The organism is Komagataeibacter xylinus NBRC 15237, assembly GCF_001571345.1.
GTDB classification, from domain to species: Bacteria; Pseudomonadota; Alphaproteobacteria; order Acetobacterales; family Acetobacteraceae; genus Komagataeibacter; species Komagataeibacter xylinus.
Genome location: NZ_BCTP01000029.1, coordinates 23045 through 39493, shown reverse-complemented (window position 1 = coordinate 39493; position 16449 = coordinate 23045). Strand labels below are relative to the sequence as shown.

The window sequence follows — 16449 nt, the reverse complement described above, 5'->3', positions numbered from 1 at the left end:
ATGCATGAACGTACGCCCCCCCCCGCGCCAGGACAGGGATTGACATTATTTTATATATCCACAATCAAAGATATATGGATATGGAATCGGCCCTTGCCGCGCTCAGCGCCCTGTCCCAGTCCACGCGGCTGGCTATCTTCCGCCTGCTTGTGCGCCATGAACCGGACGGCCTGCCCGCCGGAGATGTCGCTCGCCATCTTGATATGCCGCAGAACACGATCTCGACCCACCTGGCGATCCTGACACGTGCCGGCCTGCTGAGCGCGCAACGCCACAGTCGGCAGATCGTCTATCGCGCCTGTCTTTCTCGCCTGCGCGAGCTGATGCTTTTCCTCGTCAAGGATTGCTGCGCGGGCAGTCCCGAACTCTGTGCGCCCCTGATCGCGACCCTGTCCTCCTGCTGTCCGTCCCCGGAATCCTGCTCATGACCATCACGATCTATCACAACCCGGCCTGCGGCACGTCGCGCAACGTGCTGGCACTGATCCGCAACAGCGGCGAGGACCCCTGCATCATCGAATATCTGAAAACCCCACCAAGCCGTGCGGAACTGGTCAGTCTGATCGCCCGTATGGGCGTTCCGGTGCGCTCGGTCCTGCGGGAAAAGGGCACGCCCTTTCACGAACTCGGCCTCGATAATCCGGCCCTGACGGATGATGCGCTGATCGACGCCATGATCGCACACCCCATCCTGATGAACCGGCCGATCGTCGTCACTCCGCTGGGTGCGGCGCTCTGCCGCCCGTCCGAGCGGGTGCTGGACATCCTGCCCAACCCGCAGCGGGGCGCTTTCATCAAGGAGGACGGCGAGAAGATCATCGATAAATCCGGCAAGCGGATCGTTTGATGCTGGCGCTTCTGATTTTCGTTGCCACGCTGGTTTTTGTCATCTGGCAGCCCCGAGGGCTGGGCATCGGCTGGAGTGCCATGGCAGGCGCCGCCATGGCGCTGGCAGCGGGCGTGATCCACTGGCACGATATTCCTGTCGTGTGGCACATCGTCTGGGATGCGACCTTTACCTTCATCGCCCTGATCGTCATCTCGCTGCTGCTGGATGAGGCCGGGTTCTTCCATTGGGCCGCCCTGCATGTGGTGCGCTGGGGCAAAGGGCGAGGCCGGACGCTCTTCCCGCTGATCGTGGTGCTGGGAGCGGTCATTGCAGCGGTTTTCGCCAATGACGGCGCGGCCCTGCTGCTCACGCCCATTGTCATCGCCATCCTCACTCAACTCCGCCTGAGCCATACTGCAGCCCTGGCCTTCATCATAGCGACCGGCTTCGTCGCGGACACCACCAGCCTGCCGCTGGTCATCTCCAATCTGGTGAACATCGTCAGCGCCAATTTCTTTGGCATTGCGTTCGATCGCTATGCCACGATCATGGTCCCTGTCGATCTGGTAGCACTTGGTGCAACGCTGGCCGTCTTGTGGCTGTGGTACCGGCGGCAGGTGCCTGCGACCTATCCCGTCGCCGAACTGCCCGCACCTGCCACGGCCATTCGTGACCCTCATGTATTCCGAGCGGCATTTCCGCTGCTAGCCCTGGTTCTGGCGGCCTATTTCCTGACCGCGCCGTTTCATATCCCGGTCTGTGTCGTAGCCTGCCTGGCCGCCGCAATCCTGCTGCTCGTCGCCGGATATGGCCGGGTGATCTCTGTTCGCATGGTGCTGCGGGGTGCCCCGTGGCAGATCGTGATCTTCTCCCTAGGCATGTATCTGGTGGTCTATGGGCTGCGCAATGCCGGGCTGACCGACTATCTTGCGACCGCACTGGTCTGGCTCGGTCATCAAGGGACGTTCACGGCCACCATCGGCACCGGCTTTCTGGCGGCTGTTCTGTCGTCCATCATGAACAATATGCCGAGTGTGCTGGTCGGGGCGCTGGCGATCCAGCAGGCTCACGACATCACGCCGCTGACACGCGACCTGATGATCTATGCCAACGTCATCGGCTGCGACCTCGGGCCGAAATTCACGCCCATTGGTAGTCTCGCAACACTGCTGTGGCTGCATGTGCTGGCATCCAAGAATCATCGGGTCACGTGGGGGCAATACATGAAGGTCGGGCTGGCCATCACCCCGCCGGTCCTGCTGGCCACGCTCATCGCGCTGGCCCTGTGGCTGCCCCGGGTCAGCCACCCGTAACGCATGAAGGGAACCGCTCCATGACCGCACCTGACCTGCCCGCCCTGCATCCGGAATATCTCGAACGGGTTGACCTCGCGCGGCTTGAGCCACACCCACGGGTTGACCATCCGCCCCGCATCCTGCTGCTCTATGGCTCGCTGCGACCACGCTCGTTCAGCCGCCTGCTGGTGCTGGAGGCGGAGCGCATCCTGAAAGCCCTCGGCGCGGAAACGCGGATATTCGACCCGACCGGCCTGCCGGTGGCGGATTCCGTACCTGCCACCCATCCGAAGGTGCAGGAACTGCGCGCACTCTCGCTCTGGTCGGAAGGCCAGGTCTGGTGCAGCCCCGAACGGCACGGTAACATAACCGCTGTGTTCAAAAACCAGATCGACTGGTTGCCACTGTCCGAAGGCTCGATCCGTCCGACGCAGGGCCGCACGCTGGCGGTGATGCAGGTCTCAGGCGGATCGCAAAGCTTCAATTCCGTCAATGCCCTGCGGGTTCTGGGCCGATGGATGCGGATGTTCACCATCCCCAACCAGTCCAGCGTGCCGATGGCCTATACGCAATTCGGTGATGATGACCGGATGAAGCCCTCCCCGCTCTATGACCGCATGGTGGATGTCATGGAGGAACTGATGAAGTTCACATGGCTGCTGCGGGACCGGGCCGATTACCTCGTTGATCGCTATAGCGAGCGCAGGCAGGACCATCGCCCGCCTGAAGCGCGGTGAGGCCGGGACGGGACGGAACCGTTCGACGTGGTGATTGCGGATGGCGGCCATGCTGCGGGGCCGTAAGCCTGCTACGCTCCAGCCAACGCCAAAGCGGCAACACTTCAGGCTTACCGTATCCGTGATCCTGTGATCTGGATTAATAAACCCCAATCTTCGTGCGACCATCTTGTCGCTTTATCAAAGCTCTTGTAAAAACAAAAAGAAATACTTTGTCATGAACATAGCGTTATGGAATCTTTCCAATTGAAAACCTCCATAAACAGTAAAATCCGTCACGATCCACAAGAAACTACCAAGGTTCTTGTGGTCAACACCCTCCTGACGTGAAGACAAACACCGTGTCCTGATTTCGCATATAGCGATCTTCCTATACCGCCTTGATGTGCCTGGGCATCATAGCCTGCTCATGCCGTTGGCCACGGTCGTTCGAGATTACCAGGATAAAAGCAATAGTGGCGGTCACCGATATTGTACCGGCCCACCTGACCGACACCACTACGAAAGGGGTTCACCCCATGTCACCCTTACAGTCGAGTTGCGCCCTGCCTGAGGCTGCCACGTCTCGAAATGGACGGGAAGGCATCTGTCTTGATCATGACCAGTCCTTGCAGCAATGGATCCTTGCATGATGACCGAAACCTGCAAGGTCCTGATGATCTTCCCGCTTTTCAACGCCAATTCATTCTGGAACTACAAGGAAGCCTGCGATCTTGCGGGCGCACGCTATCCGGCGGCCCCCCTTGGTCTGGTCACGGTCGCAGCCCTCCTGCCCCGGGACTGGGAAGTCCGGTTGGTCAACCGCAATACCGAAGACCTTGTGGATGCCGATTACGACTGGGCCGACATGGTCATGACCGGCGGCATGCTGCCGCAGCGCAATGATGCGCTGCACATCATCGAGACCTGCCGCGCGCGCGGCAAGCCGGTGGTGGTGGGTGGCCCCGACGTGACCTCTAGCCCATCGCTTTACAGCGCCGCCAATTTTCAGGTTCTGGGCGAAGCCGAGGAAATCATGCTTGATTTCATCGCCGCCTGGCGCAAGGGAGCGCGCGAAGGCGTATTCGAAGCGCCGATGGGCAAGACCGATGTCACGAAAAGCCCACTGCCCCGCTTCGACCTGCTGAAGCTGGACCAGTACCTGCATGTTGGCATCCAGTTCTCGCGTGGGTGTCCGTTCAGTTGCGAGTTCTGCGACATCATTGAACTCTATGGCCGAGTGCCGCGCACCAAGACCAATGCGCAGGTCATGGCCGAACTCGATGCCCTGTACGCGCTTGGCTATCGCGGACATGTGGATTTTGTCGATGACAACCTGATTGGCAACAAGAAGGCGCTCAAGAAATTCCTGTCCGACCTGAAACGCTGGCAGAACGAGAAGAACTTTCCATTCGAGTTCTCGACCGAGGCATCGATCAACCTTGCCGATGATGCCGACCTGCTGCGCAGCCTGGCCGATACCAATTTCTTCGCCATATTCGTCGGCATCGAAAGCCCGGATACAGACTCCCTCGTGCTGATGCAGAAAAAGCAGAACACGCGGCGCAGCCTGCAGCAGAGCATCGAGACAATCCACAAGGCCGGGATTTTCGTCAATGCGGGCTTCATCGTGGGTTTCGACAGCGAAAAGGGCAGTGTCGCCCAGGGCATGATCGACTGTATCGAGGATACGTCCATCCCAGTCTGCATGGTCGGCCTGCTTTACGCCCTACCCACGACGCAGCTGACGCGGCGCCTGCTGGCGGAGGGCCGCCTTTTTTCCGGCAGTGAACAGACGCAGTCGGGCGACCAATGCACGGCGGGGCTGAATTTCGAGACAAAACGCCCGCGTCGCGACGTGCTGAACGATTACAGGACGGTGCTTGCGGCCATCTATGACCCAGTCGCCTATTTCGGCCGCGTGCGCAGGCTGGGCCGGATGCTCGGGCGCAAGCGCACGCACCGGATGATAAAGGGTGATTTGCGCAGCTTTGTCCGGCTCATGTTCCGCATCCACCGTGCGGGGCCGGGAACGGCCGGGCAGTTCTGGCGCATGATGCTGGACTGCGCCCTGCATAACCCGCGCGCGCTGCCCTATGTGGTGATGACAAGCGCGCTTTACCTGCATCTTGGCCCGTTTTCACGCCAGGTCATTGCCGAGATCGACCGCGAGATCGCGGATGTGGAACAGGGCCGCTGGCATGCGCCGCCCGTTGTACGTCATGTCAAGGCAGAACTCGTGCCAGCCTAAACCGTGTTAAGGGAAGATGAAGGAGTATGCATGATGTACAATAAAGGCGCTAATATGCATTGCCTGTTAAAGCGCATTTCGTATAAATTCCGACATAACGAAGCTATTCCACTTATCAAAATATATATTGAATTAATGAAAAGAATTGTTCAATAAATAATTTGTTTTAGATTTTATTATACGATATTTTTTCGAAAAATGAGGCGCATCTGGCATAATCATCATATATGGTTACATACAATCATATTATTGAAAACCTGCTCTTTTGCATATGCCCAGCCTGTTCCCGTAAGCGTGCTGAGCGCGGGCGTTACGCCACAGCAGAATATTCCCGACCATATTGACCCGCGCACCCATCTGTCCGGCAACTGGGGCGGAATACGGAACTGGCTGCTGGCACAGGGAATTGATATCCGTATATCGGATACCAATGAATTCTGGTCCAACCCGGTGGGGGGCGCGCAGGCATCCAGCAACTACATCGGGTCCGCCGCGGTTGAAATGGTGACGGATCTGCACACCCTGACGGGCCTGCCACTGGGTACATTTGACATCAGCGCCATGGAAATCCGTGGGCGACCATTCAGTAATACGCCCCTGTATGTTTTCAACCAGACATCGAATATCGAAGCGGATGATAACGGGCGGCTATATGAACTGTGGTACAGCCAGAAATTCATGGGAGAACGCCTGGCCTTCCGGATTGGCAAGCTGGATCTCGGGCATGACTTCATGGTCAGCAGCGTCGGGCTGAACTTCCTCAACGCGTCCTTTTCCTGGCCCATCATGCCCGATAATGACCTGTATGACCAAGGCCCCGTCTCCCCCGTGGCCACGCCTGCGATACGGTTGCGCTATACCCTGTCCCCACACTGGAATTTCCTGTTCGCGGCAGCCGATGACAATCCTGTGGGCGGCCCCTTCATCAACGCGAAGGACCTGTGGAACCAAAACCGCGACCCCGGTGGCACGCGCTTCAGTTTCCGCACGGGCGCTCTTTTCTTCGGGGAGGTCCAGTACCGGCGGACCCTGTACGGAAGGCAGGGCACATATAAACTTGGCGGTTACTTTGATACCGGACGCTTTCCCGACCAGTCCGATCTCAGAAAAAACCATAAAACCAACTGGGCCGTCTACGCCATTGCGGATCAGACGCTGCAGCATTTCGGGCGAATAACGGAGCTTGACGCTTTCATTCGGGGGAACTGGACAGCGGACACCGACCGCAACCAGATCGTCTATGCCGCAGATGCTGGGTTGTCCCTGAAGGGGCCGTTTGGACGTGCAGGCGACATGGCGGGGTTTGGTGCGGGCCTGGGGGCGGCTAGTCCCTATCTTGCCCAGGCGGACCGGCGTTCTGGCCTGCCCATGCAGGGCACCGAATATCATCTGGAGTTGACCTATCAGATCCCAATCACGCCATGGTTCATGCTTCAGCCTGATATTCAGGGCATCATATCGCCCAGTGGTGGTGTTCTCGATAATAAAGGGCAGCATGTGCATGACGAAGCCATCTTCGGTCTGCATAGCAGCGTAACATTCTGAACCACTCTGTACAAGGTTTTTTTGAAAAGATCCGACCAGACTGTGTTGTCCCGCCTTTTCATTCCAGGTTCAGCTAGAAATTCACATTGGTATGCAACCCGAATACGGCTTCATTACCAATCCGGTGCGTCGGACAGGATGGATCTCCCGTGCCGCCCGAGGGGTTCAGGACATATTGGAAATCGGGCTGCACGACCATCCATGGTGTGATCTGGGCCTGATAGGTCAGTTCAAAATGATTTTCGTTTCCCTGCACCAGGGCACCGCGCGCGCGATCATAGGCACGCACGCCTGATGTGACGCGACCGATACCCCAGCCCAGACCAAGTGTATCATTCGTCCTGCCTGAAAAGGGCGCCTTCAGGTTAAGGCCGGCATCAATGGCGAAGCTTATGATATTGCGATCACCACTATTACCCGTCGCCCGGACAAACAGGCCAAGTGCGCGTGATGCATCAGGCGACGGACGCCAGATCAACTGGTCGATTATCCCGTAAATCAGCCAGTTTCCCCGATCCCAGCGGGGTGTACCACCATCCGCGCCAAGAGACAGTCCCTGTGTGTTATATCGATAATCCGGAAATCGTGCCGTATCATAATAGCCTCCAAGTTTATAAACGCCTGACAGGCCCGGATGACTGGCCGCGCGTCCACTGTCGCCAGATTGAGGATTGAAGGCATACTGAATTTCGGTAATCAGTAGCGCGCCGGTTCCCATATTGAACTGCGTGCCACTTCCATCCCTTATGGTCTGGCTGGTGGGGTCCGCCGGGTTTCCGGTCACGCCAAAGACACTGCTATCCTGATTACCCGACGGATTGTCATCCGCCGCCGCGAACATGAATGTGTATTTTTCACCGGGTCGGTAGCGCAACCGGATTGCGGGAGCTGCAAGCGGCCATGAAGGACCGCCAGCATAAAGGTTGACCGAAGGACCCATTGGCCATCCGAAATTGGCGTTGAGGTACAGGGACGCGTAATCGCTGATCAGGAATTCCGTATCGAGATCCTGCTGGCCGATCTTGACGTCCAGCGCGCCCCTGAGAAAGGACTGCTGGTACCAAAGTTCAAACAGGCGGGTGGAGCGATCCGCCTCAAATCCGCTGATGGGGTTGAAATTGCCCAGATGGTCCTGAGTGACGGCACGTCCCCGGATCTGCAGGGCACTGATGTTGATTGTCGCGCCTTTAAGCCCGATCATCCTTTCCAGATCCGCCATCAGGGTCGGCATGGTAATGCCGATATAGGAAGGGCCCGTGCCCGATCCCTTGCCATCGCCATTGGTACTGCCGATCCCGCCCGTGGCGTTACCCCATAACTCGTTGACGTCCTGAATGCTCAGCGTCAGGCCGTAGCGGGCCAGCCATGGACGCAGTCCCCCCATATTCCCCAGCAGGCTCCCATCGGCAGACGGCGTATCTTGGCTGTGGCTGGTCGTGATTGCGCCTGCTTGCCAGGAATCACGCACGGTCGCCGGGTCAATCTGGGCCAAGAAAGGTGTACTGGCGCCCAGATGGGCCTGCCCACCCGCAATGGCGGTCTGGGCCTGCCCCGCAACGGAGATGAAACCGCCGATGCCCCAGAAGAAAATTCCCTCACATACACGCCGGAACAATCGGGTAACGCAAACCGCCGGAATCCTGCGTGATGTCAGTTCGCACGGTCGCAAATGTTTCTCATATTATCGTAAAAAAGGTCGTAATCCGACAGATATCATATACCCGGTCTTCTTTCCACAACATGATGTTTTTGTTAAAGACACAATGTGAATAAAAGAGAATTGTGATATTATATCATTCTCGTAATTTAATTTATTATTTTTAAAAAATATGCCTGAAGGTCATAAAAAGGTGTCTATTCTGCTTTGGCGATGGACGAAAACACATAGCGGAAAATAAATTATCGCGGGTGCCGCTTCTATGGAAAACAATTCAGACTTTTCACTTTGGCTGCCTGCACAAAATGATCGCCGGCATGCGTGGTAATACTGAGTACCATGCTGCCTGCTACAAGGATTGGCCGCCCTACCATTGCTCATAACGGTTGATCTCTTGCTAGCAGCGTCTCCCCCGTGACCTTATTTTCCGTGTTCAGGTTCACGTCATGTCTGCGTGTTACAAGAACAGCGAGCATCGGCATGATGGCATGGCCAGGGTCAGGTGCCAGGAGGCCGGACAAATATTATGAGATCGATAGTGCATTACGGATTGGCAATCCTGATGATAGTCAGCATATCCGGCTGTGTGGCGCGCGCCGAAACAGAAACAGAAACAAACGGTATTTGCGAGACAGTGGAACAGGGTATCCGGCTGCATGTCGACGGCACGTATGGCGGATATCCCCATTCCGTCCTGCGTGATGCGGTGCTGGAGAGCGTAGCCTGTCCTTCGGGGGATGCAGAACTACGCGCTTTCCATACCATTGCGATACCGCCGCCCCATATGCGTATTGCCGTCATGCGCCCCATCGGGCAGGGCCAGCAGGGATCGCTGTCCATCATGCTGTTTTCACAAGGGCATTTCGTTATCGGCGAACGGATGTCCCTCTCTCCTTTCTCACGCACCCAGTCTCCTTTTTCGGTAAAGGCAGACATCAACCTTGCAACAGCACGCCTATGGGGCGATCTGGCGAACCGGATCGCACAGGGGAAGCGTGCCATTCCATAACGGGGAAACAAGCTCAGTCCATCACATTTGCGATCCGGTTTACCGAAAATGGCCGTAGCTTGCACATATTCTGCGATGTCATTAGGTCACGGGCGCCACACAGTTATCTGGATACAGGTTCCTTGCTCGCTGCCGGTGTCGTCGTGGGTTTACCATCTCCATTCTTTTTTTACAGTCTGAACACCAACGGACCGCAGGTATCGGCAAGGCGGCCAATCGTTCAGGTTCGCGTCATGTTTGAGTGATATGATCGTTCGGATGAAATACAAATCTGGCCTTTCCCCAGCACGTTATGACGCACCAACAATCATTTTCCACTGGGGATGCACGGCCATTATCATACTGCAGTTCGCAACCGCGAATTTATGGGGCCTGTTCCGGAACCCGCTACACCATCAACTGGTGGTGACCCACCTGACGGCAGGCATGGTACTGAGCGTTCTGTTTCCCGCACGCCTGCTATGGCGACTAGGCTGGGGACGGCAGATCCGCGCCGCCGATCGCTGGCTTGATGCCATGCTGGCGCGCTGCGTGGAGTACAGCCTGTATGGTTTAGTCCTGCTGGAAATCCTCCTGGGATATCTGTGGCGATGGGGCAATGGGCAGGCCATGAGTTTCCTGTCCATCCAGATCATGCCGCCCTTTGGCAGGTTTCCGACATCGACAGTCGGCATTCTGCACTGGCTGCACCAGTGGAATGGCTGGCTGATCATCGTGCTTGCCACGGGTCATGCGCTGGCCGCGTGTTTTCATTACTTCATTCTCCGGGACAATGTTTTTCAGAGAATGCTGCTGACAGGGAATGTATCCGATGAATATGGAAAGTAAAATACCGCTGCGCCCCAAAGAAATCCACGCGACCTCCCGTCTGGGCTGGCTGCGGGCCGCTGTTCTGGGGGCGAATGATGGTATCCTGTCAACATCCAGCCTGATCATTGGTGTCGCCAGCGCCCATGCGACACAGGGGAGCATCCTGCTGGCTGGAATTTCCAGTCTGGCTGCCGGGGCCATGTCCATGGCCGCAGGGGAATATGTGTCCGTTAGCTCGCAGGCGGATTCTGAGAAGGCTGACCTCGCCCGCGAAAAAAAGGAGCTTGGCAGTAGCTGGGACGCTGAAGTGAGCGAACTGGCCGGGATATACCGTCAGCGTGGCCTGGATGATATTCTGTCACGCAAGGTTGCCCTTCAGCTCATGAAGCATGATGCACTGGGGGCGCACGCCCGCGATGAACTCGGCATTTCGGACGCGACTGCGGCGCGCCCGGTACAGGCCGCCTTTGCATCGGCTAGCGCATTCTCTTCCGGTGCCATACTGCCCGTGCTGGCAGCCCTGCTGTCGCCAGCCAGCGTGGTCTCGTGGAGTGTATCCGCTGTATCCCTGATTGGTCTGGCGGTGTTGGGAGTCGTGGGTGCGCGTGCAGGTGGGGCCTCACCATGGCGTCCGGCAATGCGGGTCATATTCTGGGGCATCGTAGCGATGGCCGTGACGGCTGCCATCGGCCGGATATTCGGGGTACAGACATAATGTATTAAATATTTCTGTATATTGAACGAATGGAATGATATCGTGAATGTACTTCTTGTAATTGTGCTATTAAAGGCTGTCATTTCAGTGCTCTGCATGCGACTTGTATTTCATTTATATCGTGACAAAAACAATATAATATTACATAGAAATGGGTCTGTGGGATAATGCTATCCCGGCAATAGATAGTGGGCATCAACTTCCTTGAAGACTTTCCCAAGGCGGCTATGGGAACCCCGCTTCTCCTGCGGGACGCGAATTATATGCGCAGTGATCTCTATTCCGTTGTCGCTGCGATCGTTAATGGCCGACTACGATGTCGGACCGAAAGGCATTTGCCTACACGCCATGGTCATCCTGCTTGCGTACCCATCTCATCCAGGATGGCCGAACCGGGCATGCATGCAAGATCATCCTATACCGCCAGGGAGTCACGCACTCATGACATAACCGCTACCCCTGACGGTGTGGATCAGAGGTTGGCCGTCCTGCCCCAGTTTTTCCCGCAGACGACAAATATGCGTTTCGACGATGTTCGTACGAACCGGGAAATCCATATGCCAGACATCCTTCAGCAACATTTGTCGGGAAAGCACCGTGCCTGCATTCCTCATGAAATATTCCAGAAGTTTTAGTTCCTGAGGCTGCAGAAGAACCTTTTCGCCATTCCGTGTCACTGCAAGCGTCAGCAGATTGAGTTCAACGTCAGCCACATTCATTATTGTTGTATGCTGGAAGGAAGATGATCGACGAAGCAGTACCTGCACGCGCGCGACCAACTCGCGTAATGCAAATGGCTTGATCATGTAATCATCCGCACCATGCCGCAGACCGGCGACACGGCTTGGTACGCCATCCATCGTCGTCAGGAACAGGACTGGCGTCATGATGGCATAAGAGCGCATGCGCATGAGAATTGTCAGTCCATCCAGACCAGGCAGCATGCGATCCAGAATGACGATATCCCACGTTTGCGACAGGGCATGCTGCGATCCATCGGTCCCGTTAGCGACACAAACCACGTCAATTCCGCTTTCCTCCAGTCCCTGCCGCACGTAATCCGTAGTTGCGTGGTCATCTTCAACCAAAAGCAGGCGGGGGCGTGTTACCAGCGTCATGAAGCAGGCCAATCAACAAATTTAATGTCCCGCCCAGCGAGACTGAGTTCTTGATCAGGTTATCAGAATCATTGTTACATGACACCATCCATGACGATGGATAGACAATTATTGGCATTTTTTAATGTATCGACCATGTCTCCAAATTGAATACAGAATAAATAATATCAATATTTCATGTGATACATATCATAAATGTGGATGTATATGTATTATATTTTATACGGTATTAAAACAAATACTACGTACGCGCAGGCATATAAAAAATAAGGGGCTGGCATAGGTAAGCTAACAGAGGCTTGATATGTCGCATGAAAGTACGTCGTCGCAGCAGGCTGCCTGTCAGCATCCAAAAGCGTCTTCTGGAGCACTTCGTTGCTGGCACGCCCGCCCGGAGTGCTGCCGAACTTGTCGGCGTCAATCGCAATACAGCGACCCTGTATTACCGCAAATTGCGAGAGATCATCGCGGAACAGATTGCTTATGAGGCACCGATCTCAGGTGAAATCGAAGTCGATGAGAGCTATTTCGGTGGACATCGCAAAGGAAAACGAGGCCGGGGCGCGGCCGGGAAAGTGGCTGTCTTTGGCCTGCTGAAACGGCATGGCCGCGTCCATGCCGTCATGATCCCTAATGCCGGGCATCAGACGCTGATGTCGATCATTCGAAAGAAAGTGCAGCCAGATTCAATCGTCTACAGCGATTCCTGGCACGCTTACGACAAACTGGATGTCTCGGAATTTCATCACGAACGCATCGACCACAGCAGGCATCTTGCCCTGGGCAGAAACCATATCAACGGCATCGAGAATTTCTGGAGCCAGGCAAAGCGGCATCTGCGGCGATACAATGGAATACCACGCAAGGACTTCCATCTCTTCCTGGCCGAGTGCGAGTGGCGCTTCAACATCCGCTCGCCTGCAAAACTCCTGAAAATCCTTACCCAATGGGCTAAACTGCCCGCGTGAACCGTCCCAAATAATGCTTACCTATGCCAGCCCCAAAAATAAAAGACGGTAAGTTCTCTCCGGACAGGACAAGGCAAAGGGGTTAACGCGGAAAGACCATTGAGGGTAAAGTCAGGCCACAGGGCTGGAGCCTATGCCAACCGGACCTGTCATGATCGGGGACGGGTGGATCTTGTCCGGTCATCCATATCCTGAGAGGATGTCGCTACATGATAAATATGTCCAATGATGTCGTGGAATAGGATATCCCGACGCCGAAATGTGGAGACACGACGTATCATCGCCACGACGTCGTTTCGTATCGTCACGTTGTTCGCCGGTCTTTTTATATTGGGCGGCATGGTCATGACTATAACGTCAGGCCTTTACAGCCAGTCAACCATGCGCCAGCAGATCCGCCGGGAAGTGGAGAACGAGAGCCATGAGACATTTGCAGATGCTGGTGTTGCGGATGTCCGTCATCTCCTGCCAGTTGTGCAAGGACTGATCGAACATGAACCCGGTTTCCATTATTTGCTTCAGGACTCCGGACAGGTCATTGTCGCAGGCAACATGCTGCATCTGCGACCAGTGCCGGGCGAACGCTGGCTGGCATGGTCCCATCGCCTGCCGAAAGAAATCAACCAGGATATCGTTTATGGAATAGGTTATCGCCTTGATGACGGCGGCTATTACTTCGTGGGCATGGATGCCTCGCCCCTGACGCATCTCCAACGCGCATTATGGACAACGATCCTGTGGGGCATTGCAGGATTTGGTCTGATAGGGGTAGCGGGCGGCCTTTTCCTGAGCAACCTGATCCTGAAATGGATCGAGACGATAAGCAGGACGGCACGGAGCATCATGCAGGGCGATATGTCTCGCCGCATCCCGCTACGTGGCACGGATGATGAGCTTGATCATCTCTCGGAGAGCCTCAATGCGATGCTCGACCAGAATGAATACCTGATTGCAAGTCTGAAACAGGTCTCCAATGACATCGCGCACGACATGCGCCGCCCGCTGGCGCGTATGCGCCAGAATCTTGAGCGCGCCATTGGGGCACATGGACCTTCCGATACCATGCATGAGCAGGTCGAGTGTGCAATCGAGGATCTGGATGCCGCATTGGAAATATTTTCCTCGCTGCTCAAGCTGGCGCAACTTGAGTCCGGGGCATGGAACAACGAAATGGAACCCTTCGATCCCGCACGACTTCTGGAATCAGTTCTAGAACCGTATCGCTCCGTTATCGAAGACAATGGACAGCGCCTGGAAACCGAAATCATTCCCGCCTGCCCTACCGTCATCGGTCATCCAGTCCTTTTACGGCAGGCATTCTCCAACCTGATCGAGAATGCCGTACGCCATACGCCTGACCAGACCACCATCACAGCGACCATAATGCTTTCGGACAAGACCATCACGATAGAAATAGCCGATAATGGTCCAGGCATTCCGGACGAAGCCATGCTTCGGGTATTCGACCGCTTTGTCCGTCTTGATACAAGCCGTACGCATGACGGTAACGGGCTAGGGCTTACCATGGTGAAAGCCGTAGTACAACTGCACCGGGGCACGATCGTCTTGTCTCACAACAACCCTGGCGTAAGGTGTATCGTTAAATTACCCATAGAGATCTAGCCTTCACGGCCTCATAGACAGCAGACCTCCTGGCTGGTTAGAGATGTGCAAATACGACTGAAGATTGGGGCATTGTAAGCTGACATCCCCGTGAGCTTTCGCCAGAAATAATGATGCCGCGCGCCCATGCGATGTGGCCGCCTGCAACGGTCCCGGCGAGCAGGGATCCAAATCGGGATTCATACAAACCATGCTGCTCTGGTCACTAATTCTGGTTGCATCAGCCGCGGCATTTGGCCTGAGCGCCGTGTCGGGAGGCGGTGCCGGGCTGCTCCTAATGCCCCTGCTGGGGCTGGTGCTGCCTGGCACTCAGGTGCCAGCCGCCCTGTCGATCGGGACAGTTGCCAGTTCGGCGACGCGCATCATCTCGTTCCGGCAGGCGATCCGGTGGGACATCGTCCGGCATTTTGCGCCCACCGCGTTGCCCTTCGCCGCCCTGGGCGCATGGGCATTGAGCCGTATGGAGCCAGCCTATCTGTCGCTACTTCTTGGCGTATTCCTGATGGGGAATCTTCCCCTTCTCTTTCGCAAGCCTGCACCCCAGGTCACTGTGAAAACGCCCCACGCTATCGAACTGCACGTGCTGGGTGCTACCGCCGGCTTCATTTCCGGTTTTACCGGAGCGGTCGGCCTGGTGTTCAATGGGTTTTATTATCGACTTGGTCTGCGGAAGGAAGAAATCGTCGCAACCCGCGCGGCCAACGAAATCATGCTGCATGTGCTCAAGATCGCTCTCTACGCTGAGTTCGGCCTGTTGAATACCCGGGCCAGCATTGCGGGTATCGCTGTTGCTGCGGCGGCGGTTCTGTCATCAATAATCATGAAGTACCTGTTGCCGCACCTGCATGATCGCTTGTTTCACCATATTGGTCATGCCGCCATGGTCGTGGCGGGTGTCATGATGGTGATCTCCGCCAGTAGTCAGTTAGCGCGGCAGGCAAATGTCACGGTGCATTTCGCCCACGTAGCCCATGAAGCCGCAGCGTCCGTGTCATGGCGACAACACACTTTCGCGGTCGAATGGGAAAATGGTGATGAACGCGAGTTGAGCCCCCGAGTGCTTTCCAGACTGGCTTCATCCCTTATGATAACAACCCATTGATTTAAGTGCGGGAATCTGATTCAGGCTCTGTGAGGAGACTGGAGATGAGCGACCTGTTTTGGCTGCCGGACGAACAAATGGAGCGTCTGCGGCCCTTTTTCTTTAAGAGCCATGGTAGAGCCTGCGTTGATGACCGCCGAATGCTGAGCGGCATCATTTTTGTCAATCGGAACGGCTTGCGCTGGCGCGATGCGCCCCGGGAATACGGTCCACATAAGACGCTCTAAAACCGTTGGAAGCGCTGGGGCGCCATGGGGATCTGCGCCCGGATGATGGACGGTCTGGCTGCCGGAAAGGCAGAGCCCCAGACCATCATGACTGATGCGACGTATCTCCAGGCACACCGCACGGCTTCGAGCGTGCGGCTAAAAAAGGGGATCCAGGTCGCTTGATCGGCCGCACCAGAGGGGCATAAACACGAAGCTGCACGCGATCACCGACCAGAGTGGGCGACCGCTGAGCTTTTTTATGACTGCGGGACAGATAAGCGATTATACCGATGCCGCTGCCCTGCTGGATAGTCTTCCTGAAGCACAATGGATGCCGGGAGATCGCGGGGATGACGCCGACTGGTTCAGGGACGCCCTGGAAGCAAAAGGTATAAAAGCCCTGCATTTCAGGACAGAAATCTCGCGGAAAACCGGTCAGATACGACAAGAGAAAATATAAACGCCGCAATCGCATCGAGATCATATTCGGAAGGCTCAAGGGCTGGCGGCGGGTTGCAACCCGCTACAACAGATGCCCGACCGTCTTCTTCTCAGCCATCTGTCTCACCGCAACCGTCATGTTCTGGCTATGTGTCCCGAGC

14 protein-coding genes and 1 pseudogene are annotated in these 16449 nt (G+C 56.0%); 13 read left to right on the top strand and 2 right to left on the bottom strand.

What is annotated here, in order from left to right:
* Nucleotides 1-74: 74 nt before the first annotated feature.
* From GXY01S_RS11465 to GXY01S_RS11440, 6 genes are all read left to right on the top strand, one after another.
* Nucleotides 75-428 carry an ArsR/SmtB family transcription factor gene (locus tag GXY01S_RS11465; protein WP_014106863.1) on the top strand — a complete coding sequence of 118 codons (354 nt, stop codon included), beginning with the start codon at nucleotides 75-77 and terminating at the stop codon, nucleotides 426-428.
* The gene (gene arsC / locus GXY01S_RS11460; protein WP_053324044.1) at nucleotides 425-847 is read left to right on the top strand and encodes an arsenate reductase (glutaredoxin); all 423 of its coding nucleotides are present in this window, start codon (nucleotides 425-427) and stop codon (nucleotides 845-847) included. The genes GXY01S_RS11465 and arsC overlap by 4 nt, the downstream gene beginning before the upstream one ends.
* Nucleotides 847-2142: an arsenic transporter gene (locus GXY01S_RS11455; protein ID WP_010509914.1), complete on the top strand. Its 1296-nt coding sequence runs from the start codon at nucleotides 847-849 to the stop codon at nucleotides 2140-2142. The genes arsC and GXY01S_RS11455 overlap by 1 nt, the downstream gene beginning before the upstream one ends.
* Nucleotides 2143-2162: 20 nt before the next feature.
* Nucleotides 2163-2861: an arsenical resistance protein ArsH gene (arsH, locus tag GXY01S_RS11450; protein ID WP_007396744.1), complete on the top strand. Its 699-nt coding sequence runs from the start codon at nucleotides 2163-2165 to the stop codon at nucleotides 2859-2861.
* Between the two features lie 628 nt (nucleotides 2862-3489).
* Nucleotides 3490-5091 (top strand): B12-binding domain-containing radical SAM protein, encoded by a 1602-nt coding sequence (locus GXY01S_RS11445; RefSeq protein ID WP_174520958.1) that lies wholly within the window; start codon nucleotides 3490-3492, stop codon nucleotides 5089-5091.
* 249 nt (nucleotides 5092-5340) lie between these two features.
* Nucleotides 5341-6636, top strand: a complete 1296-nt coding sequence (locus GXY01S_RS11440) for a carbohydrate porin (protein ID WP_082770849.1) — start codon at nucleotides 5341-5343, stop codon at nucleotides 6634-6636.
* Nucleotides 6637-6709: 73 nt separating this feature from the next.
* Here GXY01S_RS11440 and GXY01S_RS11435 read toward each other — a convergent pair whose 3' ends face one another.
* Nucleotides 6710-8251 (bottom strand): carbohydrate porin, encoded by a 1542-nt coding sequence (locus GXY01S_RS11435; protein ID WP_010509925.1) that lies wholly within the window; start codon nucleotides 8249-8251, stop codon nucleotides 6710-6712.
* Between the two features lie 568 nt (nucleotides 8252-8819).
* On the opposite strand from GXY01S_RS11435, the gene GXY01S_RS11430 reads away from it, so the two are divergent.
* The 3 genes from GXY01S_RS11430 (at nucleotide 8820) to GXY01S_RS11420 (ending at nucleotide 10827) form a co-directional block, all read left to right on the top strand.
* Nucleotides 8820-9302, top strand: a complete 483-nt coding sequence (locus GXY01S_RS11430; protein ID WP_029335552.1) for a hypothetical protein — start codon at nucleotides 8820-8822, stop codon at nucleotides 9300-9302.
* Between the two features lie 246 nt (nucleotides 9303-9548).
* The gene (locus GXY01S_RS11425; RefSeq protein WP_007396731.1) at nucleotides 9549-10130 is read left to right on the top strand and encodes a cytochrome b; all 582 of its coding nucleotides are present in this window, start codon (nucleotides 9549-9551) and stop codon (nucleotides 10128-10130) included.
* Entirely contained in the window at nucleotides 10120-10827 is a 708-nt protein-coding gene (locus GXY01S_RS11420) for a VIT1/CCC1 transporter family protein (RefSeq protein ID WP_007396730.1), read from the top strand. Before GXY01S_RS11425 ends, GXY01S_RS11420 begins: the two co-directional genes overlap by 11 nt.
* 431 nt (nucleotides 10828-11258) lie before the next feature.
* Here GXY01S_RS11420 and GXY01S_RS11415 read toward each other — a convergent pair whose 3' ends face one another.
* Nucleotides 11259-11945: a response regulator transcription factor gene (locus tag GXY01S_RS11415; RefSeq protein ID WP_007396728.1), complete on the bottom strand. Its 687-nt coding sequence runs from the start codon at nucleotides 11943-11945 to the stop codon at nucleotides 11259-11261.
* 311 nt (nucleotides 11946-12256) lie between these two features.
* On the opposite strand from GXY01S_RS11415, the gene GXY01S_RS11410 reads away from it, so the two are divergent.
* From GXY01S_RS11410 to GXY01S_RS17235, 4 genes and pseudogenes are all read left to right on the top strand, one after another.
* On the top strand, nucleotides 12257-12913 hold the full coding sequence (locus GXY01S_RS11410; RefSeq protein ID WP_061275210.1) for an IS1595 family transposase: 657 nt from the start codon (nucleotides 12257-12259) through the stop codon (nucleotides 12911-12913).
* Between the two features lie 225 nt (nucleotides 12914-13138).
* Nucleotides 13139-14536, top strand: a complete 1398-nt coding sequence (locus GXY01S_RS11405) for a sensor histidine kinase (RefSeq protein WP_061275208.1) — start codon at nucleotides 13139-13141, stop codon at nucleotides 14534-14536.
* Nucleotides 14537-14726: 190 nt separating this feature from the next.
* The gene (locus GXY01S_RS11400) at nucleotides 14727-15638 is read left to right on the top strand and encodes a sulfite exporter TauE/SafE family protein (protein ID WP_061275206.1); all 912 of its coding nucleotides are present in this window, start codon (nucleotides 14727-14729) and stop codon (nucleotides 15636-15638) included.
* 44 nt (nucleotides 15639-15682) lie between these two features.
* A pseudogene (locus GXY01S_RS17235) lies at nucleotides 15683-16437 on the top strand (IS5 family transposase); the annotation flags it as partial.
* Nucleotides 16438-16449: the final 12 nt, after the last annotated feature.